Below are 22,875 nucleotides of genomic sequence, written 5' to 3'. Positions count from 1 at the left end.
AAAAGCCGTCAAAAGAATCTCAAATGATTCTTTGACGGCTTTAATCCATAATTAGACTTCTGTTAAAGTAATTTCTGTTGTTCCTTCAAAACGGTTTTTTGCTCCGTGCATAACAGGACCGACGTATTCATTTAGCTTCCAGCCGTTGGCGATTGCTGCACTCACAAACTTTTTCGCCTCAATGACGGCTTCTTTAACAGGAAGACCATTCGCCAGGTTTGCAGTGATTGCGGCGGCAAAGGTACATCCCGCGCCGTGATTGTGATAGGTTGCTGTTTTTTCTGCTTCAAGAAGGATGAATGATTTTCCGTCGTAAAATAGGTCCGCAGCTTTATCGTGTTCGAGCTGTTTTCCGCCTTTAATGACAACATTTCGAGCACCGTGGGCGTGAATTTTTTCCGCGGCAACTTTCATATCGGCGACTGTCTTAGGTGTTTTAATTCCCGCGAGTTGTCCCGCTTCAAATAAGTTTGGAGTCACAATTTCAGCTTTTGGAAGTAAATATTGAACCATTGCTCCTACATTCCCAGGGTTTAGTACTTCGTCTTCGCCTTTACAAACCATCACGGGATCGATTACAACATGGTCTAGACCTGAGGCTGTAATTGCTTCTCCAGCTGTTTGTATGACCTCTTCCGTGCTGAGCATACCTGTTTTAATGGCATCAACGCCAGTGGATAGGGCGGTGTTGAGTTGGGCTTGAAGCACGTCGATTGGAAGTGAATAAACATTATGGTTCCAGTTATTTTCAGGATCCATTGTAACGATTACAGTAAGTGCAGTCATGCCGTATGTCCCGTGTTCCTGAAATGTTTTTAAATCAGCTTGAATTCCAGCACCGCCGGAAGTATCTGATCCTGCAATTGTTAACGTCTTTTTCATAGTCATATCGAACGTCTCCTTTTATTTTAGCTGAGTCATACATGATTTTAAGCAAAAGAATTTAGAATTACAAACTTGTGATATTTTTGGTTGTAATTAATTTGTAAACAAAAAATATGAGATAGAATGTGATAAGCGTCGTAATTGCAGCGGCAACAAAGCTTTTGTTAATAATAAATCCTGCGATTAAAGCGAATAGTACCAAAACAAAGATACTTACAAATAGAAGAAAGAGTATAAAGCCAACATTTTTAGATCGCTCTGAAACGTTTTTACCTTCTTTTGCGGCTTCTGTTACCTTTCGGATATTTTCTTGCATATGCATATCGGACACTTAGCATTCCCCCAATCTAATCCTACCATGATATTCTAGTTGTTGAAAAGGAAACTTTCCTATAGTCTAAACGTATAAGAGAGTATCGAATACTAGTAGAAAAGAGGGATCCTATGGCGGACGATAAGAAACGTGACGATATAGAGCGGTTACTAGCTGAACTGAAAGCTGGAAAATCTGAAACTGCGGTTACTGTGGATGAAGTTAGAAAGCGTCCGTCGGGTTTTTGGAATGCTGGAAAAATCATCTTTTTATTATGGCGAAAGACATTTATAGCAATTGTACTTTTAATATTCCTGCTAATTGTCGCATTGCCTTTTGCAACAATGTATTTTTTAAAGTCGGGAAGTACGTATACAGAACAAAAAAGTGCGTTTCTAGAACAAATCCAAGAGTTAAATGAACTTGCAACTGCAGAAGCCTATACAAAAGTGGTCATTCAGCGAGAAGACAACACGATATTTGGACAAAGTATCGGGCTCAATCTTCCTGGAACGAAACGCCAGCTATTGGTTGTGATTCCGGGTTCTGTGAAAGCCGGCGTTGACTTATCTGGTTTAACAGAAAAAGATGTTGTTGTTGATGATGAAAAGAAAACGGCAAAACTTACATTGTCTCCCGCTCAATTTCTTGGTGGGGCCGAAATCTATTTTGATAAAGTAGAAATTTATTCGTATGAAGGACTTTTCCGTGAGAAAGCCAATATTGAAGAAGCGTATGAACTTGCTGAAGAAGCAAAGCAGCTTATACTGGAAGAAACTGCAGGACAAGGTGTACTCAGTATGGCCGAACAAAATGCTGCGAAAACATTAAAAGAGATGTTTTCATTCGCAGGATATGACGTAACGATTGAATTTAAGGACTGATTATTTATGGACGGAAAAGTATTTAATAATGATTGGGATTTGATTTTGGGAAATGAATTCAAGAAACCTTATTATGTAGACCTTGAAATTTTTTTGAAAAAAGAATATATGGAAGAAGTCATTTATCCGTCAGAGGATGAATTATGGACGGCTTTCAAATTAACTGCGTATCAGGATGTAAAAGTCGTTATTTTAGGACAAGACCCTTACCACGGAGAGGGACAAGCTCATGGGCTCAGTTTTTCTGTGAAGAAGGATGTTAAAATTCCACCCAGTTTGCGGAATATCTACAAAGAACTAAATGCCGATTTAGGCTGTCCAGTTCCAAAAGATGGAATGTTAACGGGGTGGGCTGAACAAGGTGTGCTTCTATTGAATACGGTGTTTACAGTGAGAGCCGCGGAGGCCCATTCGCATCGCAAAAAAGGGTGGGAGACGTTTACCGATGAAGTTATTCGAAGTCTCTCAGAAAGAGAAGAGCCCATCGTTTTTGTTTTATGGGGTCGACCGGCACAGGAGAAGAAACAGCTGATTGATTTAACACGGCACGGGGTTATTGAATCGTTTCATCCAAGTCCACTTAGTGCGAGTCGAGGTTTTTTTGGCAGCCGTCCATTTTCAAAGACAAATGAGCTTTTAAACTCATGGGGCAATACGGAAATAGATTGGTGTAGAAACGACTGAACGGTATAAATCATAAAGTATGCATGGTAAGGTAATGTAGAAGGAGTGGGCAGTTGTGGCAGTAAATTGTTTTGAGTGTCAACATTTCTTTGTGACGTGGGAACAGCAAAATCCGCGTGGATGTAGAGCACATGGTTTTAAGTCGCGCCCTCTTCCATCGGTAATTGTTAAGCAATCTTCGGGTATGGATTGCTTACTATTTGAACAAAAGAAAGGGGATAAGAAAAGATGATTCCATACAATCGGATTCTGTTGGAAATGGAGCGTCAACTATCTACCGCGAAACATGCAGGGGATGAACAGGCAATGCGTGAGGCCCTTTCGGCTATTCGGTCGCTCTGTGAAGTGGCTCTCAGTGGTCATGAAAGAAAAGAGTCTCCTGTTTTCCCGAAAATGCTTTCAACAGAAAACAGTACATCACCGGTTTCTCTCGAATCAAAAGTACTGGAAGAGGAAGACGCAAACGGTGGATCGCTCTTTGATTTTTAAATTCGTAGCTTGATAAAATAACTGAATTCAAATAGAAAGTAGGAGAAACAATGCCATTCTTTATTATTGCAGGGGCTGTGAACGCAGCAATTGCTGTTGCATTCGGAGCGTTCGGTGCACATGCGTTAAAAGATCGATTGACGGAACATTACTTAGCGGTTTGGGAAACTGCGGTACAATACCAAATGTTTCACGCAATCGGTTTAATACTCATTGGAATTTTAATGAACAGTTCAATTTTAGGGCCTTCCACACAACTGACTTGGGCAGGTTATTTAATACTTGCTGGAATCATCATCTTTTCAGGAAGTTTATATGTACTTAGTCTTTCAGGAATCGGAATTCTCGGAGCGATTACACCAATTGGCGGCGTTGCATTCATTACCGGCTGGATCATGCTTATTATTGCCGTTGTTAAATTTGGTAAGTAAGGTAAGAATCCTCGTTTAAAATAGGCATTGGCATCGCATTTATGCGGTGCTTTTATTTTTATTCGGGAAGTGAAATTTTGTATTCTGGTTTTGAACATGGGCATTTTCATTTCGTGATGTATCGGAAAATTGAAACTTATCCTACAGTAAGAACGTAACAGTAGTAGAACCGTTCGTAGTACTTAAAAAGGAGGGATTTCAATGCCAACTTGCGAAAACTGCAACAATAAGTGGAGTTGGAAACAAACACTTAGAAAAACAACAACATTGAACCCTGCATTGACGTGCCCGCATTGCGGAGAAAAACAATTTCAAACGCTAAAATCAAAGAAGAAAATGGCCTTTCTAACTCCAATTGTTTTATTGCCACTTCTACTTCAAATATTCTTTGACATTCCAGGAGTTATCTTGTTCAGCTTGTATTTTATTTTATTTTGGATAGCCATGTTTTCATACCCATTATTGGTGGAAGTAAAAAGTAAGGAAGAATATATAGGTGAGTGAAGTGAATGAATAAATAACAAATGTTTTGAAATCTAAATCTGTTAAGGAATAGGTTGTAGTGTTTTAATTGGCAAATTAATGACTTGGAATGTTAGCGGGTTTTATTAGTGAACGATTTAGTTGAATTAATTTATAAGCGGAAGATAGGAGTTTTTACTATGAGCTTAGCTTTGGAGATTGCGCGTATTGTGTTGCCTCTTATAGTAGTGGGGGGAATTGGAGTATTTGTAATTCTAAGAATGAAGTATAAATCTAAGCAAGGTACATTAGGTAAGAAACAGTCTAAAAGTGCTCAAAATGTATTGGATAGTTTAATACCCTTCGGAATGATAGTGGGATGTGCTATTGCTGTACTTATAAATTTGTTTACCTCTATCCCCTTACTGTCTACACTGACTTGGGGACCAGGGATAGGTTTCTTATTGGGATATGTTGCATATGAAATATATAGCAAAATGGACGAGAGCCATTCGCAGTAAATTTGTATAAAGGTACGCACTAAATTCAGAAGAGGTGAACCTCATTATTCAAAAATGTCAAAATTGTAATCGGTCATTTAGTTGGAGAGAAATATACAATACGTTGTGGGGTTGGATGTACAAACCGATTGAGTGTACGAACTGTGGTGCAAAACATAAAATAACGATTCCCGGCCGTTTTATCTTTGTATCCCTAACCATTTTACCAATGCTGATTTTTGTGAATTACTTATCACCTTTTAAGAACTTTGTGGCAACACTTGGAGTAGGATTGGTACTGCTTTTAATCGGTTCTTTGCTTACTCCATATATTGTTCGATTTAAAGTAGTACGCAATAAAAGTCTTTAAGTGCAAATGCTAAAGAATGCGATATTTAAGAACGAACGTGGCAGGTAAATTGAAAGGAGTGCTTACAGATGAAGCAACAAATAACACCTTATTTAACTTTCGATGGAAATGCACAGAAAGCATTAGAGTTTTATAAGGAAGTTTTTGGTGGGCAAATACTAGACGTCCAAACTTTTGGCGAGGCTGATTACCCAACTCCGCCGGAAGCAGATAACAGAATAATGCATGCGAAATTTAAAAAGGGTGAGCTGTTTTTCATGGTATCCGATTCTTTTCCTTGACAAGATGTGCAAGCAGGCAATAATTTTTCATTAGTTCTTGAATTTGAGGAGCAAAAAGAACTGGATGCAATCTATAATCTCTTGTCTAAAAACGGAACAGTGATCATGGAATTGCAAGACACATTTTGGGATGCACGCTTTGCAAAAGTAAAGGACGCTTTTGATATCACATGGGATCTTAACTATACATATACAAAATAATTTACGGGGGAGTGTACGTATGAGCAACGTTTCAACTACTACTTTAATAATGACAAGAACTTTTGATGTAGCGCCTAAAAGTGTTTTTGATGCATGGTTGAACACGGAAATGATGAGGAAATGGTTATTTACATTGGAAGAGACGAATAAGGTAACACAAAATAAACCCCAAGTAGGCGGTACATGGGAAATTGTTGACCATCGAGAGGGAAAAGATTACCGTGCGACAGGGGAATATCTCGAAATTGTTCCTTCTCATAAACTTGCGTTCACTTTCACGATGCCGCAATTCAACGAATTAGAAGATACGATTACGGTGGAGCTAAAAGAACTTCAGCAAGGCTGTGAGATGACATTTACGCACCTCATTCATGTTCCCCAAGAGGAGAATTGGTCAGAGTCGGGCCTCGAAAAAGCTCTAAGTGAACATCGTGCGAACAATGAATGGGGTTGGGATTTAATGTTTATGGGACTTAAGGAATTGGTTGAGACAGGGTATATAACATGGCCGAACAGTGGAAATAACGACTAAGTGAGCCCTTCGAATTTAAAAGATCTTCCACCAGCCTCATTGGGCAGACGGAAGATCATTCTTTTGTAATTAGGGACAAATATCGAAGTAACTGTTCTTTTTCACGTTCCGCAACAAGTTTGACGAGTTTTGTATATTCTTTTGTCGTGGCGGCAATATCGAGTGCTTCATAATATGCTTGTCGCTCTTCAACGTGTATTATAGCTGGTAAGTACCCGTTTCGCAGTAATTCCAAGTTCATTAATAATCTTGCAGTTCGACCATTACCATCAATGAATGGGTGGATATTCACAAACTTACTATGCAGCATACATGCTTTTTCAATAGGGTGTAAATCATTTACCGTATTGTGCCAATCAATCAAGGATTCCATTTGGTCATTAATTTTAAAAGCTGGGGTCACATCATGTGAGGCGCCAGTAATAATTACTTCGTGCATACGATAAATTCCGGCATTTTGTAAATCGATACCTCTTAAGACAAGTTGATGGATGTCTTTAATTAAACGTTCATTAATGGATTCATGTAGAATATCTTCTACAAAAAGGATTGCGTCCCTATGGTTAATGGCTTCTAGATGTTCTCGCAAAGATTTTCCGCTAACCGTAATTCCATCTTCTAAAATGGCCTTTGTTTCATAAACAGTCAGAGTATTTCCTTCGATAGCGTTAGAATGATATGTGCTTTTTATAAGGAAGTCTTGTTGTAATTTTTGGATAGTAATAGTGGGCAAGGGTCTCTGCTTATCTAATTTCTCTTTTAACTGTGTCAATTCAAGTAAGATTTCCATAAGTAGAACCTCCTTTTATAAAAGTCTTACTATAAATCATACAATTGTTAAGAAGTATAAGCAATATTCATGAAAAATTAAAAGATCTTCCATCAGCCTCATTGGGCAGACGGAAGATCTTTTAATGATTAAGGTTGTTGAGGGAAGTAGCTAACCTCTTGATCGAACTCAGCGAAATCAAAATAGATCATTGGAAATAGAAAACGCTGACCTGTTTTGGAGTCGCTTAATATGACGTGATCACGTCCAGCAGCTTCTACAACGCCTTTTACAGCCATTGTGTTTTTGCCGCTGTTTACTGCATGTTCAAATGAAAAGTGAAATGTTCCGGGTTTGCCTCGGTTGAGTCGTAATATGTTTTCAATGTATGATTCTTCTCTTCCGGGTGGTCTTCCACCAGAGCTTGGTATTTGGGGTGGTGTCATGTTTTGTTGGTAATTAGGGTTCCAATAATATTGGACCATTCAATCATCCTTTCTTCAACTGTTTTATAGTTCTGGGTAGTCGTATTCCGCTTGGAAGAATAAACAATGAGACTAATAATCGACCGATCTTCCATTGGTTGTACCAGTCATCTGAAATCCCATACGCTTTAATGGACTTCATTATCTACACACTTTATCAACGCTGCGGAACAACCCCCTTAACCCCAACATATGAAGTTCATGAAGCAAGTATGATTGAATAAAAAAAGAAGCCACAGTTGTATGTGACTTCTGTCGATCGGTTACGCATTAAATATTGAAAAAAGCTGTTTTTTTATCGCCATCTAAAAGAGTTCCTACGAAAAACGATCCGAACTCAGCATAGCGTGCACTTACTTCATCGAAACGCATTTCATAAATGAGTTTTTTAAACTGAAGAATGTCCTCAGAGAAAAGTGTGACGCCCCATTCGAAATCATCGAAACCGACAGACCCCGTTATGATTTGCTTCACTTTTCCTGCATAACCACGGCCAATTAAACCGTGCGCACGCATTAATTCTTTACGCTTGTCCATATCGAGCATGAACCAGTTGTCCTCACCATCACGCTTTTTATTCATGGGATAAAAACAAATGTATTGTTGACGCGGAAGTTCAGGATACAGACGAGCCCGAACATATGGATTTTGGTAAGGATCTTCTGTAGATTCACCTGCAAGATAATTGGACAATTCAACGACTGAGACATATGAGTACGAAGGAATTGTAAAATCCGCAATTGCTAATTTATTAAATTCTGATTCAAGTTCTTGCAACTCATCCATTGTAGGTCGCATAATCATAAGCATGAAATCTGCTTTTTGGCCAACGATTGTATAGAAAGCATGACTTCCAGTTTTTTCGTCATCGGCTTTCTGTAACTTTTCTAAATAAACATGAAATTCATCGACCGCGGCTTGGCGTTCTTCATTGGAAACCATCTTCCAAGATGTCCAGTCCATCGACCGTAAATCGTGTAGTGCGTACCATCCATCGAGTGTAATTGCTGCTTCATTCATTTAAGGTGACACTCCTTCGAATTGTATTTAGAATTCATCACAAGTGTATCATATTCAGTGAGAAAGCATTGCTGGTACAGTGCGTTGTCATGAAATTGACAAGAACCACACAACTTTTCAGGCCTCCTGAATTGGTGTATGCTGAAGGTATATGAAAGACGCGGGAAGAGTAGCCGTACAGGACTGATTTTTTTAGTGGACTAAAAGCTAAATGAAAAGGTGGTAAACGGAAAGGTATTTCGCGCAAAGTCTAAGATCAGGAGATAATTAAATGGTGAACTTTGAATCTTTTTTACGCATTCCTGCATGGCGATTTGTTGATGAATCGCTAAGTGCACAAAATCGTTCCGCTCTTGAATCCTTTGCGGCTGACGACACATTATGTCATCTAGTTGGGCAAGGGATGAGTATCCCGACCGTCCGCACATGGGTCCATGACGATACGATAGTCCTTGGCATCCAAGATCACCGAATGCCTTACATTTCCGAGGCGATGCAAATGGTTGAGGACGCGGGTTACAAACCAATCGTCAGAAACTCCGGCGGTCTCGCAGTCGTTCTCGATAAAGGTATTTTAAATATCTCAATTCTCTTATCGGAAAAAGAAACACCTATCGATATTCCAGCGGGATACGAAGTGATGTTGGCCTTCGTTCGTTTGCTGTTTCCTGAAGCAGGAAATCGAATTGAAGCTTATGAAATCGTAGGTTCGTATTGTCCAGGTTCGTATGATTTAAGCATTGACGGTCGTAAGTTTGCAGGTGTTTCACAACGCCGATTACGTCAAGGCATCGCAGTCCAAGTGTATTTATGTATTGAAGACTCTGGTGCAGAACGTGCTGAAATCATTAAAGAACTTTATAGAGTAGGGCTCAACGGTGAAGCGACAAAATTCATTTACCCTGAAATTAAACCAGAAGTGATGGCATCGCTAACAGAACTTCTAGAAACTCCATTAACCGTAAGTGACGTCGTCATCCGAACGCAACAATTGCTGCGTTCATTGGCAGAAGAGGTGTTCATGGGCGGTTTCAAAGCAGAAGAGATAGAGTTGTACACGTTTTATTTAAACCGTGTAGTGGAACGAAATCAGAAGATGTTACACAAGTAATTGGTTCGAAAAAAGGTTGCTTCCAATAACATGGAAGCAACCTTTTGTGTTTTGGATGGGATTGCTAGATAGGGGTGAGGATTTTTGGAAACTTCGCAACACTTTGGTCAAACTTCACAACGTTTTATGTAAACAACGCAACGCTTTTCGAAAACAACGCAACGTTTCCACAAAACTTCGCAACACATCACGAAAACTCCTCAGGCATAAGAAAAACCGCCGATCAATGATGATTCGGCGGTTCTTTAGTGATTAGATTCCCGTTGCTTTCCATTGTGAAAACTGGGGCTGTTCGGTCATCATCATCTGAGAGTGTTACCATTCGACGAGCTCGGTTCATGATTTGAACAAACTGTTCGTAATCGGTACGGAGCGTCTCATTTTCTTTACGATATTTCTCAACTTCTTTTTCCAACTTTGCAATGTGTTCATTTGCGATTTTAGCTGTTTGCCTCCATCGTAGAGATTCACTATCGCCAGCACCTGTATGATGTAAACGGACGAGGTAGGCGATAACGGTATCTAGTGATAAAGCCGATAACGGCACTACTGACCGATTGTCGGATTCGCTCCCTTGCGTAGGGCTGTATAATTGCCTTCCGCGTCGTTTAAAGTCCTTACCAAGAACGCGCATTGCTTGCTTACGTTCTTTTTTAGCACCCTCAAGTTCTGTCTCGTATTCTCGTCGAACAACCGCGTTCCACCTAAATCCGCAAGCCGCAGCCGTTCGATTTAGTGAATCTCCGACCTCTTCAAAAGCACTTAATTGAGTACTTCCTTCACGAACATGTCTTAAAACAGTCTCAGCTAATAAAATATCATTTTCTTCCATCCAAGCATCCTGCCTAACTTTCACCATTGCCGTGCCTCCTGCCATGTTAATAGTCTCGTTCTAATGTCAGTGTGTACATGAAACAACTATTTTATTCATTGTCTGCACAGCATTCCCATACCTTTTTTAAGATAGACCGCATTTTTCGAGCTTTTAGTTCTGTCATTCTTTCAGTACAATAGAATAAAGAACTGGTGGAGGTGTGCAAATGGAGTATAAAAACGAGAAATTAAAAGAGGAGAAAGTGTTCAAAGATCCGGTGCACCGATATATCCATGTACGCGACAAAGTGATTTGGGATGTGATTGGGGCACGGGAGTTTCAGCGTCTTCGTCGTATTCGTCAGTTGGGTACTACGTATCTAGTTTTTCACGGGGCTGAGCACAGTCGTTTTCATCACTCGCTAGGCGTATATGAGATTGTCCGCCGAATTATCGATGATGGCTTCCAAGGAAGACCTGAGTGGAATGACGATGAGCGTCTCCTAACCTTATGTGCCGCATTATTACATGATTTGGGGCACGGACCGTTTTCACATGCATTTGAAAATGTGTTTGATCTCGACCATGAAGAATTCACTCAAGCAATATTGCTAGGAAACACAGAGGTAAATGAAATACTAAGTCGTGTATCCGAAGACTTTCCGCAAAAAGTGGCCGATGTCATTGGTAAAACCTATCCTGACAAACTTGTAGTAAGTCTGATATCAAGTCAAATCGACGCCGACCGAATGGATTATTTACAGCGAGACGCCTATTTTACAGGAGTATCTTACGGACATTTTGATATGGAACGTATTTTACGTGTGATGCGCCCGAAAGAAGAGCAGGCCGTCGTTACATATAGTGGAATGCATGCCGTTGAAGATTATATAATGAGCCGCTACCAAATGTACTGGCAAGTTTATTTCCACCCCGTTTCAAGAAGTGCGGAAGTCATCCTAACTAAAATATTACATCGTGCAAAATATCTTAACGATACGGGGTATGTCTTTAAACACAAGCCTACCCATTTCAGTTCGTTTTTCGACAAAACATTTTTATTGGAAGAATACATTGCGCTGGATGAGGGCGTTATGACGACATATTTTCAGTGGTGGATGACCGAAGAGGATACAATTCTAGCGGATTTAAGCTCTCGGTTTATTAACCGTAAATTGTTTCAGTATGTCGACTTCAATCCCGCGACGGAATATGAAAAGGTCCTTCAACTCTCCGAACTCTTTAGAGAAGCTGGTCTAGATCCTGAATATTACTTAGTATCGGATTCATCGTCCGACTTGCCTTATGATTTTTACAGACCTGGTGAAGAAAATGAGCGATTGCCGATCTTTTTAGAAATGCCGAATGGGGAATTAAGCGAACTCTCGCTGCAATCCAATATAGTCGATGCCATTACAGGAAAACGCAGAACAGACCATAAACTTTATTTTCCGGAAGACGTTTTATTAAAAGGGAAAGATCAGAATCCACTGTATAGAAAAATCTTAGAAATGTTAAATAGATAGGAAGGATGGCCGTCATGTTCCAAAATCACGCTAAAATCGTTCAATTTATTTCGCTTGCGAATGAAATTACGGGTAGAAAGAAATTGCAAAAAATGATTTTTATTTCAAAAAAACTAAATTATACTTTTGCAGAAAAATATAATTTTCATATTTACGGTCCATATTCAGAAGAATTAACACTTAGAATTGAAGAGCTTTGTGAAATGGGTTTTTTACAAGAAAGCTGTACGGATAAAGGTTCCTATATTCAATATGCCTATCAAGTAACAAATGCAGGGGACCGCTTTCTTGAAACGATGGATGCTGTACCTGAAAACCTTGAGGGCTGCATTGATTTGATGATGAATAAAAGCTCAAGATTTCTTGAACTCGTGTCGACACTTCTATATTTCGATCATTTGGAAAAAGAAGAACAAATTGAGAAACTTCATATTGTGAAAAACAAATTAAAATTCTCTGCGGAGGAAATAGATGGGGCATATGACTTCATAGAACAACTGGAACGACAATCTGCGCATTAAAAAAACTGACTTTAATGAAATGACGTACTTTCATTTAGGTCAGCTTGTTATAAGTGCATTATTTATCGCTTGAGCGTATTCCTCCAACGGAATGATCGCTTTTCTTCATTTCTTCAATAATGACATGAACGTTTCCTAAAGGTGCTCCCGTTGTTTCCGAAACAGCTTCAGTTACACGTTTACAAAGTTCTTGTTTCTGTTCATCTGTGCGGCCTTCTAACATTTTTACAGTTACGTACGGCATACTTCTTCCCCCTTTCTGGATAAATCCAGTATACTAAAGAGTATACCAAAATGGGAGGGGACAAAACACATGACAAATGAAGAAAAGTCTAAACCAAAATTAGGTTTCACTATTATAAAAAATGATCCGACAGATGGTCATAAAGGATTTGGCATAGGTTCATTATCACTGGAAAATGTCTCGCCGGTAATTATTGATGTTGAAGAAGGCGTTGCTTCAATTGAAATAGGCGCGATGCATGCCAGAAGCACTTTAGAGCGGGGCATTAAGTTTCTTATAGACCGTGAGCCGTCTGCAGGCGGAAAACCATACTGGCTCGTTTGGGTAACAATTGATTTTAAAGAAGACGGACCGTATTATGCGGGCGTAGCAGCTTGTGAAATGGTTATTAATCGTGAAAAACGTCGTGGCTATAAAAACTTTATTGAACATATGAATTATATGGATAAATCGATGAAGCGTCATATTATAGTGGAGCAAATGGATGATAAATCAAAACATATACTTGCGGACTTTTTAGAAGGCCACAATAAGGAATTATGGGACCGCAGTACACCAGAACTGCACAGCAGTCTTAGACCTGAAAACAACTGAATTGTGAACACAATATGACAAATCTTGAATTCTTCAATGAACAGTGTTGAATCTCTTCATAAAACGAAGTACACTGAACTCATAGCTTGCGAACATAAGCTAGGACAACCGGAATAGTGTAGTTTTCAGATTGACCCAGACAAACCCAAGCATGGTGTCAATTTGTTAGTACTGCTTTATACTGGTAAAAAAGCTTTCTACCCCTGAATTTATTTAGGAGTAGAAAGCTTTTTTGATTGAAGTGATTCTTATGGGGATAGTCCAACCTGCGTCGCCGTTTGTCCAACCAAGTCCGTGGATAGTCCAACCAACGCCACTGTTAGTCCAACCAAACCTGGATAGTCCAACCAACGTCGTGGATAGTCCAACCAGCGTAACCGTGCGTCCAACCAAGCCCGTGGTTAGTCCAACCAAGCCCATAATTTATTCGAAAAATGAAAATGGGAATAGGTTAAAGAGTTTTCCTTTTTTTGAATCAGATGTCCGCTGTTCGCGTAGGGATTTGTCCGTGCATAGTTTTTGTGGCAGGTCTTTGTTTTTTACATAAATCAATCGTTGACGTTCGCATTCTTCGATGGCAAGACCGCCTGTTTCGACGTCGACGATGACTCCACTTACTCCTTTAGGTGGTATGAACGGTTCTGGTGCAGTTCCTTCATGTACTTTTTCCATGAAATCGATCCAAATTTTCTTCGAAGGGGCTAAATCTTGGGCGTCTGTTAATTGCTTGCCGACGTCGTATCCCGTCCAAATCCCTGCAGTGAGTGAGGGAGTGTAGCCAATCAAATATTGGTCGGAGTTTGTCGTTCCGGATTTTGCGGCATAAGGTCTCGTTTGTTTTTGGCGCATCGACAAACCTGTTGCGGACGAGTAGTCATTGAAAACCGGATCGAACATACCTGTTAAAAGATGTGTGAGAATAAAAGCATCTTCTTTTGACATAATTTGTTTTAAATCTTTAGAGGACTGTTCGTACACCGTTTTTCCTTCAGAATCGGAAATTGAAAGAATGGTTACGGGTACTACTTCGGTGCCACCAGATGCAAATCTGTTATATGCATTTGTCATATCAGATAAAGTAACGTCTAGAGCACCAAGCGCGATTGCTGGAGATGCTGGGAATTCCGCTTTTATCCCAAGTCGCGAAGCCATATTTTCGAAATTTTTATATCCAATCTCTTCAAGTGTTTTTACCGCAAAGACGTTATCTGAAATAGCCAGAGCTTGAGCAAGAGAAATGGGATGATCTGCAAATTTCCCGTTAATGTTTTTTGGTTCGTATGAGGATCGTCCTTCATCGTAAGTGAAAATGGTTTTCTTCGTTGATAAAAAGGTCAATGGATTGTATCCGTTTTCCAGCGCAGCCGCATACAGCACGGGTTTCATTGCAGAACCGGGTTGTCTTTTTGCTTGTGTGGCGCGGTTGAATGGACTTTCTGTGTAATTAACCCCGCCCACAAGTGATGTGATGGCTCCTGTTCCAGGTTCAATGGATATAAATCCGACTTGCAACTCATTGTCAGGCATCCATTTGGAAACCATTTCTTCCGCAATTAGTTGATGATGGGGATTCAAAGTCGTACGGATTGTCCAACCGCCTTCAGCGGGATGGCGTCCTTTTTCGCTCAACACTTTTTCGGCTTCTTTCCAAACGGCATCTAGAAAATAAGGTGCAACACGTGAAGCATCCACCCATTCGCGGTTTTTAAGTATAATGGGCTGAGCCTGTGCTCGTTCCTTTTGTCTTTCCGTAATGTATTTCTGTTTTTCCATTAAGGATAAAACAAGGAGCTTTCTTTCCTCGGAGTTTTCTGGGTTTTCAACAGGCGAATAAACAGATGGCCCCTTTGCAATTGCGGTAATTACCGCAGACTCTTCCAGAGTTAAGTCAATTGCGGACTTGCCGAAATAAAACTTGCTTGCTGCTTCAACCCCATACATTCCATGTCCGAAATAGACAGTATTTAAATACCCTTCCAAAATGACATCCTTTTCATAAAAGCGTTCCATTCGATATGCATACAGTGCTTCGCTAATTTTTCGCGACCATGTTTTTGCATGCGTTAAGTAAAGATTTCGGGCATATTGTTGTGTGATTGAACTTGCACCTTCGGCTTTTCTCATCGTCTTTACATCTTTCAAAACAGCTCCTGCAATTCGTTTGTAGTCGAATCCGTTATGACTGTAAAATTTACGATCTTCTGTTGCGATAACAGCGTCAATCAAAAAAGGAGACATTTCATCAAGGTTTACCCAATAACGGCGCTCCGCCAAAAAATGGTCGCCAATTTCTTTGCCGTTTTTATCAAGAAAAACTGATGCTTTAGGTACGCTTAACGAAGGTGCGCCTGTAATTTGTGCATACAATCTAAGTGAAAAAAATATGGTAAGTGCTGCAGTTAGTAAGGTTAGAGTTAATAAAGATAATCTGCGAAAAAAAACACGCTTCTTTTTCTTTTTTATATATACTGTTCGTCGCATATAATTGTTCCCCCTTTTTGCAACTAACTGTAGTATGCGACCCAAATCAAGAGATTAAACGGGTAAAAGAGGAACATTTCTATGTATTTAGCCAACATTATTGAAAAGTACTGTCAAACAAGGATATAATGAATAGATATTTTTAATTTCTTTCCGTTTGATAAGCGAAGAAAAACACGAGTCATTATTGAGTAAAGATTATACGAATAACGGGATGCCAGTTCTGTCACCCGAAGGATAAGGACGGAGATTGTTTGGAAACGAAAGATGTGACAATACGGCTGAGTTCAACAATCTGTCATCCTGGACAGGACGAGGAAACACATGAAATCCGTGCTGCAGGACAATACATTAAAAAATCCGACAGAGTCTATTTGAAGTTCATTGAAGACCAAAGCGGCGAACCAATTCAAACGACCGTTAAAATGGGAGAAGAAGATGCACTTATTATGCGTAAAGGCGCAACGGACATGCGTCTTCCTTTTGATTTGGATGGAGAACGACACGGTACATACGGCAGTGGACCCGCAAATTTCAACTTAATTGTGAAAACAAACCTACTTGAATTTATTGAACAAGAGGATGGAAACAGCGGTAGCTTTACTGTGAATTATGATTTGATGGCAGAGGGATCTGTGCTTGGGATATATAAACTACTATTTACATATACGGAGGGAACATTATGAACGCAGTCGAAAAAATTCAACAAGAAGTGAAAAACGCTCTTCGAAAAGCTGTCCTTGAAGCAAAACTTGTAGAGGAAGCTGAGATTCCAGAAATATTACTTGAAACACCAAGAAGTAAAGAAAACGGAGACTACGCAACAAACCTTGCAATGCAAATTACTAAATTAGCGAAAAAACCACCCCGTGCAGTTGCAGAAGCGATTGTAGAGCATATCGACAAGGCAAGTGCTTCAATCGAAAAAATCGAAATTGCAGGACCGGGTTTTATCAACATCACTTTAAATAAAGACTACCTCCAAGAAATTGTTAAAACAGTACTCGATAATGGTGCTGATTATGGTCGTTCAACTGCTGGCGCTGGAGAAAAGATCCAGGTCGAATTCGTTTCTGCAAATCCGACAGGTGACCTTCATCTTGGGCACGCACGAGGAGCGTCAGTTGGAGATTCCCTTAGTAATGTACTAGACATGGCGGGATACAACGTCGAAAGAGAATATTACATTAACGACGCTGGAAATCAAATTGACAATCTTGCAAAATCCGTTGAAGCACGTTATTTCCAAGCTCTTGGCGAAGAATGTGAAATGCCGGCGGACGGATACCACGGACAAGACATTATCGAACTTGGTAAGAAATTAGTCGAAGAGTTCGGTGACAAATACAAAGAAGTCTCTGCAGAAGAACGCTTTGATTTCTTCCGTTCTTACGGTCTTAAATACGAACTTGCAAAATTAAAACAAGACTTAGAAGACTTCCGTGTACCGTTCGACAGCTGGTTTTCAGAAACAACATTATACGGCAGCGGTAAAATTGAAATTGCAATGGAAAAACTAAAAGCAAACGGTCATATCTTTGAAGAGGACGGTGCAACTTGGTTCCGTTCGACTACATTTGGCGACGACAAAGATCGTGTGTTGATTAAAAAAGACGGATCTTTCACATACATCTTGCCGGACATCGCGTATCATGAAGATAAAATTTCACGTGGGTTCGATACACTTATTAACATTTGGGGTGCGGATCACCACGGCTACATTCCGCGTATGAAAGCAGCAATCGAAGCACTTGGATACGGTAAAGACAAATTAGAAGTAATCGTTGCTCAAATGGTTCATCTGTATAAAGACGGCGAGCGAATGATGATGAGTAAACGTACAGGTAAAGCTGTAACACTACGTGAATTGGTGGATGAAGTCGGTCTAGATGCCGTACGTTATTTCTTCGTCATGCGTTCCGGCGATGCGCAAATGGACTTCGACCTAGATTTGGCCGTTTCCCATTCAAATGAAAACCCTGTATATTACGCGCAATATGCACACGCACGAATTTCATCAATTCTACGCCAAGCGGAAGAATTGAAAATGACTGCAAACGCAGGCGGTGCAGCATTGTTAACATCGGAAAAAGAAATCGAGTTATTGAAGAAAATAGGCGATTTCCCAGCCCTTGTATCAGACTCTGCACGCATGCGCGCACCACATCGCGTAGCAACATATATCCAAGAACTCGCTGCGACATTCCACTCATTTTACAACGCAGAAAAAGTACTGGACGCAAACAATCAAGAACTTTCCGAAGCAAGAATCGCACTCATCACAGCAGCACGCACAACAATTGCGAATGCACTGAATCTGATTGGGGTATCTGCACCTGAGAGAATGTAGCAACTGTCAGGACACGTAAATATTAAAATACGCCACCACACGATTATGTGTGGTGGCGTATTTTATTGAGTACAACCGTCAACTTAGCCAAATGCATTTAGGTAATTATCTTTTTCTATCTGACGTTTATGATTTTGTTGCACACTGCATATTTCACGATGGAGTCCATATAATTGTGTAAATAGGAAAAGGCATTTTCCATTCCTTATGATAAAATGTTTTCAACGACGATAAACATTTAGGAGGAATGGAAAATGGCCTTACTTAATTTTACTATAGATCTAGATAATTTAAAAGATACAGTTATGAATTCAAATATGGAATCGGTTGTTAAATCAACAATTGTTTTAGTGCTGAATGAGTACATGGAAAAAGAACGTGATGACTATTTGAAAGCAGAATCCTATGAAAGATCTGAGGATCGTGTCGACTACCGTAACGGCTATTACGAAAGGGATTATACGATTAGTGTTGGTCGAATCACATTAAAGGTACCGCGCACAAGACAAGGTGAGTTCTCACCTTCTGTTTTTGAACGTTACGCTCGGTGTGAACAAGCTTTAGTAGTATCTATGCTTGAGATGGTTGTAAATGGCGTCTCGACTCGCAAGGTGACCAACATTGTGGAACAGCTTTGTGGAGAAAGTGTTTCTAAATCATTCGTTTCATCCTTAACTGCCAAGTTGGATCCAATCGTGAAAGAGTGGGCTGAGAGACCTTTAAATACAACTTATTATCCTTATCTTTTTGTGGATGCAATGTATATTAAAGTACGTGAACACCATCGTGTTGTATCGAAAGCAGTTTATATCGCAATTGCGATAAGTGAGACTGGATACAGGGAAATTCTAGGTATGAAAGTGGATCATAACGAGAGTTATGAAAGTTGGGCTAACTTCTTACAAAGCCTTATTTCTAGAGGCTTACAGTCCCCAAAACTGGTCACCTCGGATGCGCATAAAGGCTTAAAAAAAGCAATCCAAGAAAAGCTTTTAGGAACGGCTTGGCAACGTTGTACTGTTCATTTTAGAAGGAATATTGTAGATTGTTTTCCTAAAAAAGATTGTGATGAAGCTAGAAGTCTTCTAAACAGTATTTTTGCTGCAGAAGATGTAGACACTATTCGCCGACTGAAAGATCTATTTTTCGATAAATATTCAGAGGAAAAACGATTTGAAAAAGCACTAACTATACTAGATGATGGATTCGATGATGCGATACAAAACCTGAATTTCCCGTTAAGACATCGTAAATTTATTCGTTCTACAAATCATTTGGAACGTCTTAATCAAGAGGTGCGCCGACGTGAACAAGTTATCAGGATTTTCCCGAATACCCAATCGGCTTTTCGTTTAATTGGGGCAGTTTTAATGAGTTATACAAAGGGAAACAAAGGGTGGGAAAGAAATGTTTTCGGCCAATCTGCCGGTTCCCAAAAACAGCAGGACGCACAAGTATGACCAGTAGCGACTTGACATGGAGCCTCTGCGGGCATAATCATCCAGCCTAAAGAGCCGGCTTTTTCAAAAAAGTCGGCTCTGCCCAGACAGGCTATCATGCCCACCACTCCAAGTAAAGTCGCGAGTTAGCTAGCTTCGTGTGAATTCTATATACAAAGTGAAAAGTTGAAAACACGATTAAGGAAAAGTACACAAGACTATGGACTTGACTTATTTTCCCTTAAACTTCGCAACGCTTTGAACAAACCTCGCAACGTTCTTCGAATACTTCACAACGTTTTCACCAAACCTTGCAACGTTTTAGGAACTTCACAACGTTTCGAACAAACCTCGCAACATTTACGGGAAACTTCGCAACGTTTTGATCAAACCTCACAACGTTTTCAATAAACTTCGCAACACTTCATTTTGTTGAGTCATTCTTTAACTAACTCATTGCACACGTTCCATAAAATCACTATTGGCTTTTCCTAATTGCCCGAATGCATTTAAGTAATTATCTCTTTCTATCTGTAGTTGTTGACTATCATGACTTTTGCACTCCGCACATTCAATCTAGACTTTGAACGTAATCCCGACACTGTACAATCCCGAGATTAATCAACCAAACCATTAGAGTCCCAATCCCACAATCAAACATAATCTCCAACCAATACTCCAATAGAACCCTAGAAAACTCAATCTAGGAAAATGAACCACTCCAGTGAAGAAGCGACAAGCGTGAGCCGAAGTAAGGAGATCGGCAGTGCACTTCTGTCGAGCTCATTACGTAAGGCCATCGCCAAGCGCCAAGCGGATATGGGAATCACAAACCACAATAAATCTCGAACCCCGAAAACAAGTCACACCAAGGAAGGCAGTCAACGAGCGCCACATTCAATTGTGTGATTTGTTTTATTGTGGGTAAAAAGTCATGAAATTCGGATATAAGTCTGAGAGTGTCTGATATAACGCTTGGAGTGTCGGATATGGGACTGAGAGTGTCTGATATAACACTCGAACTGTCGGATATCGAACCCAAAGTGTCGGATATAACCCACCGACAGTTCAATACCCGAAAACCAACCCCCTCGACACGAACAAAATATGTAGTATAATTAGAAACGTACACAAATTACATATCATACATAAAGGTGCCCCGCCTTCACGGTAGGGGTTAAAAGGGAAACCGGTTCAACACCGGTGCGGTCCCGCCACTGTAAGTGTTAGCCAATCGCGAAAAATCACTGGACAACGTCTGGGAAGATGCGAAAAGCTGTGAGCACAAGCCAGGAGACCTGCCTTTATGAAATCGCCCGTAAACCTACGAGGATAGGATTGGTGAAAATCAGCACTTTTGTGCGTCCAGATTTTTACTTAGAACATTCCTCCGTACTCACACGGAGGTTTTTTGTTTTCATTTAACAGATTGATAAACACCTTCTGGATAAAGACAAAACCTCCGACGGATATCACAAAATATACCTTGTGAAGCGGACTTGATTTGAAAAAAATAGGAGGAAAAAAACATGAAGAAGACATGGCAATTACTTTTAACATCCATCTTAGCTGTATTTTTACTAACAGCATGTGGAACAACGGCAGCACCAGAAAAACCAGCAGTAGACGATACATCGAAAGAAGAAACACCAGTAGTCGTTGTTGAGGAAGCATTCCCAGTAACTCTTACAGACGCCGCGGATAATGAAATAACGATTGAAACAGCACCCGCAACAATCATTTCTTTAGTACCAAGTAATACAGAAATTCTATTCGAACTTGGCCTTGCAAATGAAGTTGTTGCAGTCACAGACAATGATGATTTTCCAGCCGAGGCTTCAGAAAAAGAATCCATCGGTGGATTTGAATTAAACATTGAAAAAATCATCTCGATGAATCCTGAAATGGTCTTTGCACACGAAATTGCAGTTGGAACAGGTGAAGGAATTCAACAAATTCGTGATGCTGGAATTCCAGTATTTATTGTAAAAGACGCGAAGAACTTTGAAGAAACGTATGCGACAATTGAAATAATTGGTAAAGCAACAGGAAAAACAGAAGAGGCAGACAAAATCATCGCAGAAATGAAAGCGAAAGTGGATGAAGTTGTAGCTAAAGTAGCAAAAGTTGAAGAAAAGAAAACTGTCTTCATTGAGACATCACCAGCTCCAGACATTTACACACCTGGAAAAAATACATTTACACAACAAATGATGGACCTAATTGGCGCGGACAATATTGCAACAGAAGACGGTTGGTTTGTAATGAGTCCGGAAGAAATTGTGAAACAAAATCCAGACGTTATTCTTGTAATGTACAGTTATATTGAAACAGCAGTCGAAGACGTTTATGCACGTGATGGTTTCGATACAATTACTGCAATAAAGAACAAAGAAGTTGTCCAAGTGGATGAAAATATAACGAGCCGTCAAGGGCCACGTTTAGCGGATGGGCTTGAAGCGTTTGCTAAAGCGGTTTACCCAGAGGTTTTTGGTGAGTAAATCAAGCGTTGCCTACCTAGTATCCATCGCCACGCTTGTTGTGGCGGTTTGGCTAGGGACTTCAATCGGTACGGTGAAAATTCCGATTGAAACATTTTGGAATGCGGGAGCGGATCCAATCTCCGCAAATATATTGTGGAAAATCCGAATGCCACGCGTTGTTCTTGCTGGGCTTGTCGGAGCATCACTTGCAATTTCTGGAGCAGCATTTCAAGGATTACTTAAAAATCCTCTTGCAGATCCATATACCCTCGGAGTGTCGTCCGGTGCCTCTGTAGGTGCTGTGATGACACTTTTTTTCAGTATATCGCTTCCAATTTTAGGCAGTTATACGCTTCCCGTTTTCAGTATGATTGGAGCAGCACTTACGATGTTTCTCGTTATCGGTTTTGCGCGTTTAGTGGACCGATCGATGAAGATGGAAACCATTATATTAACAGGGATTATTTTCGGTTCCTTCTTAGGTTCGGTTTTATCGCTTATGATTGCGTTAACGGGTGAAGAGTTGAGGCAAATTATAAGTTGGCTTCTTGGAAGTGTCTCGATGCGAGGGTGGAAATACGTCAATATGATTTTACCTTTTGTCTTCATTGGTACATTCCTTCTTTGGATGAACCGTAGGGAACTGAATGCGATGTTATTTGGTGAAGAACGTGCGCATCATTTAGGGGTCAATGTAAGAAGACGTAAATTCATGATTTTAATCGGTGGATCGATTCTTACGGGGGCGGCAGTCGCTGTTTCTGGTACAATCGGTTTTGTAGGGCTCGTTGTCCCGCATATGACTCGGCTTCTATGGGGTTCCGATCATCGTCATTTACTCACATTGTCCTTTTTAAACGGGGCAACACTTCTCATCCTTTGTGACTTAGTCGCACGGACCATAATATCACCAACGGAACTTCCAGTCGGTGTCATTACTGCGTTTATTGGTGCGCCGGTATTCGCACTTATCTTTTACAAGCAACGCAGAAAGGGGGCCATGTAAT

25 protein-coding genes, 1 pseudogene and 1 riboswitch are annotated in these 22,875 nt (G+C 40.2%); of the genes and pseudogenes, 18 read left to right on the top strand and 8 right to left on the bottom strand.

The annotated features are described in order from the left end of the window. Nucleotides 1-51: 51 nt before the first annotated feature. Both thiD and ACFSFY_RS15420 read right to left on the bottom strand, forming a co-directional pair. On the bottom strand, nt 52-888 hold the full coding sequence (gene thiD / locus ACFSFY_RS15425) for a bifunctional hydroxymethylpyrimidine kinase/phosphomethylpyrimidine kinase (protein ID WP_381539558.1): 837 nt from the start codon (nt 886-888) through the stop codon (nt 52-54). A gap of 61 nt (nt 889-949) precedes the next feature. Next, nucleotides 950-1,216, bottom strand: a complete 267-nt coding sequence (locus ACFSFY_RS15420; protein WP_381539556.1) for a hypothetical protein — start codon at nt 1,214-1,216, stop codon at nt 950-952. 113 nt (nt 1,217-1,329) lie between these two features. Here ACFSFY_RS15420 and ACFSFY_RS15415 point away from each other — a divergent pair, with 113 nt between their 5' ends. The 9 genes and pseudogenes from ACFSFY_RS15415 (at nt 1,330) to ACFSFY_RS15375 (ending at nt 6,032) form a co-directional block, all read left to right on the top strand. Beyond that, the gene (locus ACFSFY_RS15415) at nt 1,330-2,082 is read left to right on the top strand and encodes a DUF4230 domain-containing protein (RefSeq protein WP_381539554.1); all 753 of its coding nucleotides are present in this window, start codon (nt 1,330-1,332) and stop codon (nt 2,080-2,082) included. 6 nt (nt 2,083-2,088) lie between these two features. Further along, nucleotides 2,089-2,766, top strand: coding sequence for a uracil-DNA glycosylase (locus ACFSFY_RS15410; protein WP_381539552.1), 678 nt, complete (start codon nt 2,089-2,091; stop codon nt 2,764-2,766). A 228-nt stretch (nt 2,767-2,994) separates the two neighbouring features. Continuing rightward, nucleotides 2,995-3,255 carry a YwdI family protein gene (locus ACFSFY_RS15405; RefSeq protein WP_381539550.1) on the top strand — a complete coding sequence of 87 codons (261 nt, stop codon included), beginning with the start codon at nt 2,995-2,997 and terminating at the stop codon, nt 3,253-3,255. 50 nt (nt 3,256-3,305) lie between these two features. Further along, complete coding sequence (locus ACFSFY_RS15400; RefSeq protein WP_381539548.1) at nt 3,306-3,686, top strand: DUF423 domain-containing protein; 381 nt, start codon at nt 3,306-3,308, stop codon at nt 3,684-3,686. A gap of 201 nt (nt 3,687-3,887) precedes the next feature. Next, a complete protein-coding gene (locus tag ACFSFY_RS15395) occupies nt 3,888-4,190 on the top strand; it encodes a TIGR04104 family putative zinc finger protein (protein WP_381539547.1) in 303 nt (100 codons plus the stop codon). Nucleotides 4,191-4,348: 158 nt separating this feature from the next. Next, entirely contained in the window at nt 4,349-4,669 is a 321-nt protein-coding gene (locus ACFSFY_RS15390; protein ID WP_381539545.1) for a hypothetical protein, read from the top strand. A 34-nt stretch (nt 4,670-4,703) separates the two neighbouring features. After that, complete coding sequence (locus ACFSFY_RS15385; RefSeq protein WP_381539543.1) at nt 4,704-5,018, top strand: TIGR04104 family putative zinc finger protein; 315 nt, start codon at nt 4,704-4,706, stop codon at nt 5,016-5,018. Between the two features lie 68 nt (nt 5,019-5,086). Next, a pseudogene (locus tag ACFSFY_RS15380) lies at nt 5,087-5,500 on the top strand (VOC family protein). Nucleotides 5,501-5,519: 19 nt separating this feature from the next. After that, nucleotides 5,520-6,032 (top strand): SRPBCC family protein, encoded by a 513-nt coding sequence (locus ACFSFY_RS15375; protein ID WP_381539541.1) that lies wholly within the window; start codon nt 5,520-5,522, stop codon nt 6,030-6,032. A gap of 55 nt (nt 6,033-6,087) precedes the next feature. Here the strand turns inward: ACFSFY_RS15375 and ACFSFY_RS15370 are convergent, their stop codons facing one another. The 3 genes from ACFSFY_RS15370 to hemQ form a co-directional block, all read right to left on the bottom strand. Continuing rightward, a complete protein-coding gene (locus ACFSFY_RS15370; RefSeq protein WP_381539539.1) occupies nt 6,088-6,822 on the bottom strand; it encodes a Fic family protein in 735 nt (244 codons plus the stop codon). Nucleotides 6,823-6,950: 128 nt separating this feature from the next. Beyond that, the gene (gene gerQ, locus ACFSFY_RS15365; protein WP_381539537.1) at nt 6,951-7,286 is read right to left on the bottom strand and encodes a spore coat protein GerQ; all 336 of its coding nucleotides are present in this window, start codon (nt 7,284-7,286) and stop codon (nt 6,951-6,953) included. A gap of 270 nt (nt 7,287-7,556) precedes the next feature. After that, on the bottom strand, nt 7,557-8,306 hold the full coding sequence (gene hemQ / locus ACFSFY_RS15360; RefSeq protein WP_381539536.1) for a hydrogen peroxide-dependent heme synthase: 750 nt from the start codon (nt 8,304-8,306) through the stop codon (nt 7,557-7,559). Between the two features lie 271 nt (nt 8,307-8,577). Here hemQ and lipL point away from each other — a divergent pair, with 271 nt between their 5' ends. Next, nucleotides 8,578-9,417, top strand: coding sequence for an octanoyl-[GcvH]:protein N-octanoyltransferase (gene lipL / locus ACFSFY_RS15355; RefSeq protein ID WP_381539534.1), 840 nt, complete (start codon nt 8,578-8,580; stop codon nt 9,415-9,417). Nucleotides 9,418-9,640: 223 nt separating this feature from the next. On the opposite strand, the gene ACFSFY_RS15350 is transcribed toward lipL, so the two are convergent. After that, entirely contained in the window at nt 9,641-10,276 is a 636-nt protein-coding gene (locus ACFSFY_RS15350) for an RsfA family transcriptional regulator (RefSeq protein WP_381539533.1), read from the bottom strand. Between the two features lie 181 nt (nt 10,277-10,457). On the opposite strand from ACFSFY_RS15350, the gene ACFSFY_RS15345 reads away from it, so the two are divergent. Next, on the top strand, nt 10,458-11,756 hold the full coding sequence (locus ACFSFY_RS15345; protein WP_381539532.1) for an HD domain-containing protein: 1,299 nt from the start codon (nt 10,458-10,460) through the stop codon (nt 11,754-11,756). Between the two features lie 14 nt (nt 11,757-11,770). Continuing rightward, the gene (locus ACFSFY_RS15340) at nt 11,771-12,277 is read left to right on the top strand and encodes a YwgA family protein (protein WP_381539530.1); all 507 of its coding nucleotides are present in this window, start codon (nt 11,771-11,773) and stop codon (nt 12,275-12,277) included. Nucleotides 12,278-12,335: 58 nt separating this feature from the next. On the opposite strand, the gene ACFSFY_RS15335 is transcribed toward ACFSFY_RS15340, so the two are convergent. Then, nucleotides 12,336-12,521 (bottom strand): 2-hydroxymuconate tautomerase, encoded by a 186-nt coding sequence (locus tag ACFSFY_RS15335; protein ID WP_381539528.1) that lies wholly within the window; start codon nt 12,519-12,521, stop codon nt 12,336-12,338. Between the two features lie 69 nt (nt 12,522-12,590). On the opposite strand from ACFSFY_RS15335, the gene ACFSFY_RS15330 reads away from it, so the two are divergent. Then, complete coding sequence (locus ACFSFY_RS15330; protein WP_381539527.1) at nt 12,591-13,115, top strand: YwhD family protein; 525 nt, start codon at nt 12,591-12,593, stop codon at nt 13,113-13,115. 423 nt (nt 13,116-13,538) lie between these two features. On the opposite strand, the gene ACFSFY_RS15325 is transcribed toward ACFSFY_RS15330, so the two are convergent. Continuing rightward, nucleotides 13,539-15,596: a transglycosylase domain-containing protein gene (locus ACFSFY_RS15325; RefSeq protein WP_381539525.1), complete on the bottom strand. Its 2,058-nt coding sequence runs from the start codon at nt 15,594-15,596 to the stop codon at nt 13,539-13,541. A gap of 254 nt (nt 15,597-15,850) precedes the next feature. Between ACFSFY_RS15325 and ACFSFY_RS15320 the strand changes: the two genes are divergently transcribed. The 5 genes from ACFSFY_RS15320 to ACFSFY_RS15300 all read left to right on the top strand — a co-directional run bounded on the left by ACFSFY_RS15320 (nt 15,851) and on the right by ACFSFY_RS15300 (nt 22,874). Beyond that, nucleotides 15,851-16,282, top strand: a complete 432-nt coding sequence (locus ACFSFY_RS15320; protein WP_381539523.1) for a YwiB family protein — start codon at nt 15,851-15,853, stop codon at nt 16,280-16,282. After that, the gene (argS, locus tag ACFSFY_RS15315) at nt 16,279-17,946 is read left to right on the top strand and encodes an arginine--tRNA ligase (protein WP_381539521.1); all 1,668 of its coding nucleotides are present in this window, start codon (nt 16,279-16,281) and stop codon (nt 17,944-17,946) included. The genes ACFSFY_RS15320 and argS overlap by 4 nt, the downstream gene beginning before the upstream one ends. Before the next feature lie 254 nt (nt 17,947-18,200). Then, nucleotides 18,201-19,406, top strand: a complete 1,206-nt coding sequence (locus ACFSFY_RS15310) for an IS256 family transposase (protein ID WP_381539519.1) — start codon at nt 18,201-18,203, stop codon at nt 19,404-19,406. Between the two features lie 1,114 nt (nt 19,407-20,520). Beyond that, nucleotides 20,521-20,705, top strand: a riboswitch (cobalamin riboswitch). 209 nt (nt 20,706-20,914) lie between these two features. Continuing rightward, nucleotides 20,915-21,886, top strand: a complete 972-nt coding sequence (locus ACFSFY_RS15305) for an ABC transporter substrate-binding protein (protein ID WP_381539517.1) — start codon at nt 20,915-20,917, stop codon at nt 21,884-21,886. Further along, entirely contained in the window at nt 21,879-22,874 is a 996-nt protein-coding gene (locus ACFSFY_RS15300; protein ID WP_381539515.1) for a FecCD family ABC transporter permease, read from the top strand. Before ACFSFY_RS15305 ends, ACFSFY_RS15300 begins: the two co-directional genes overlap by 8 nt. The last annotated feature ends 1 nt before the right edge of the window (nt 22,875 follow it).

This window comes from Sporosarcina siberiensis (assembly GCF_042681925.1).
GTDB classification, from domain to species: domain Bacteria; phylum Bacillota; class Bacilli; order Bacillales_A; family Planococcaceae; genus Sporosarcina; species Sporosarcina siberiensis.
The sequence above is the reverse complement of the archived record's forward strand: the minus strand, read 5'-3'. Positions and strand labels throughout refer to the sequence as shown.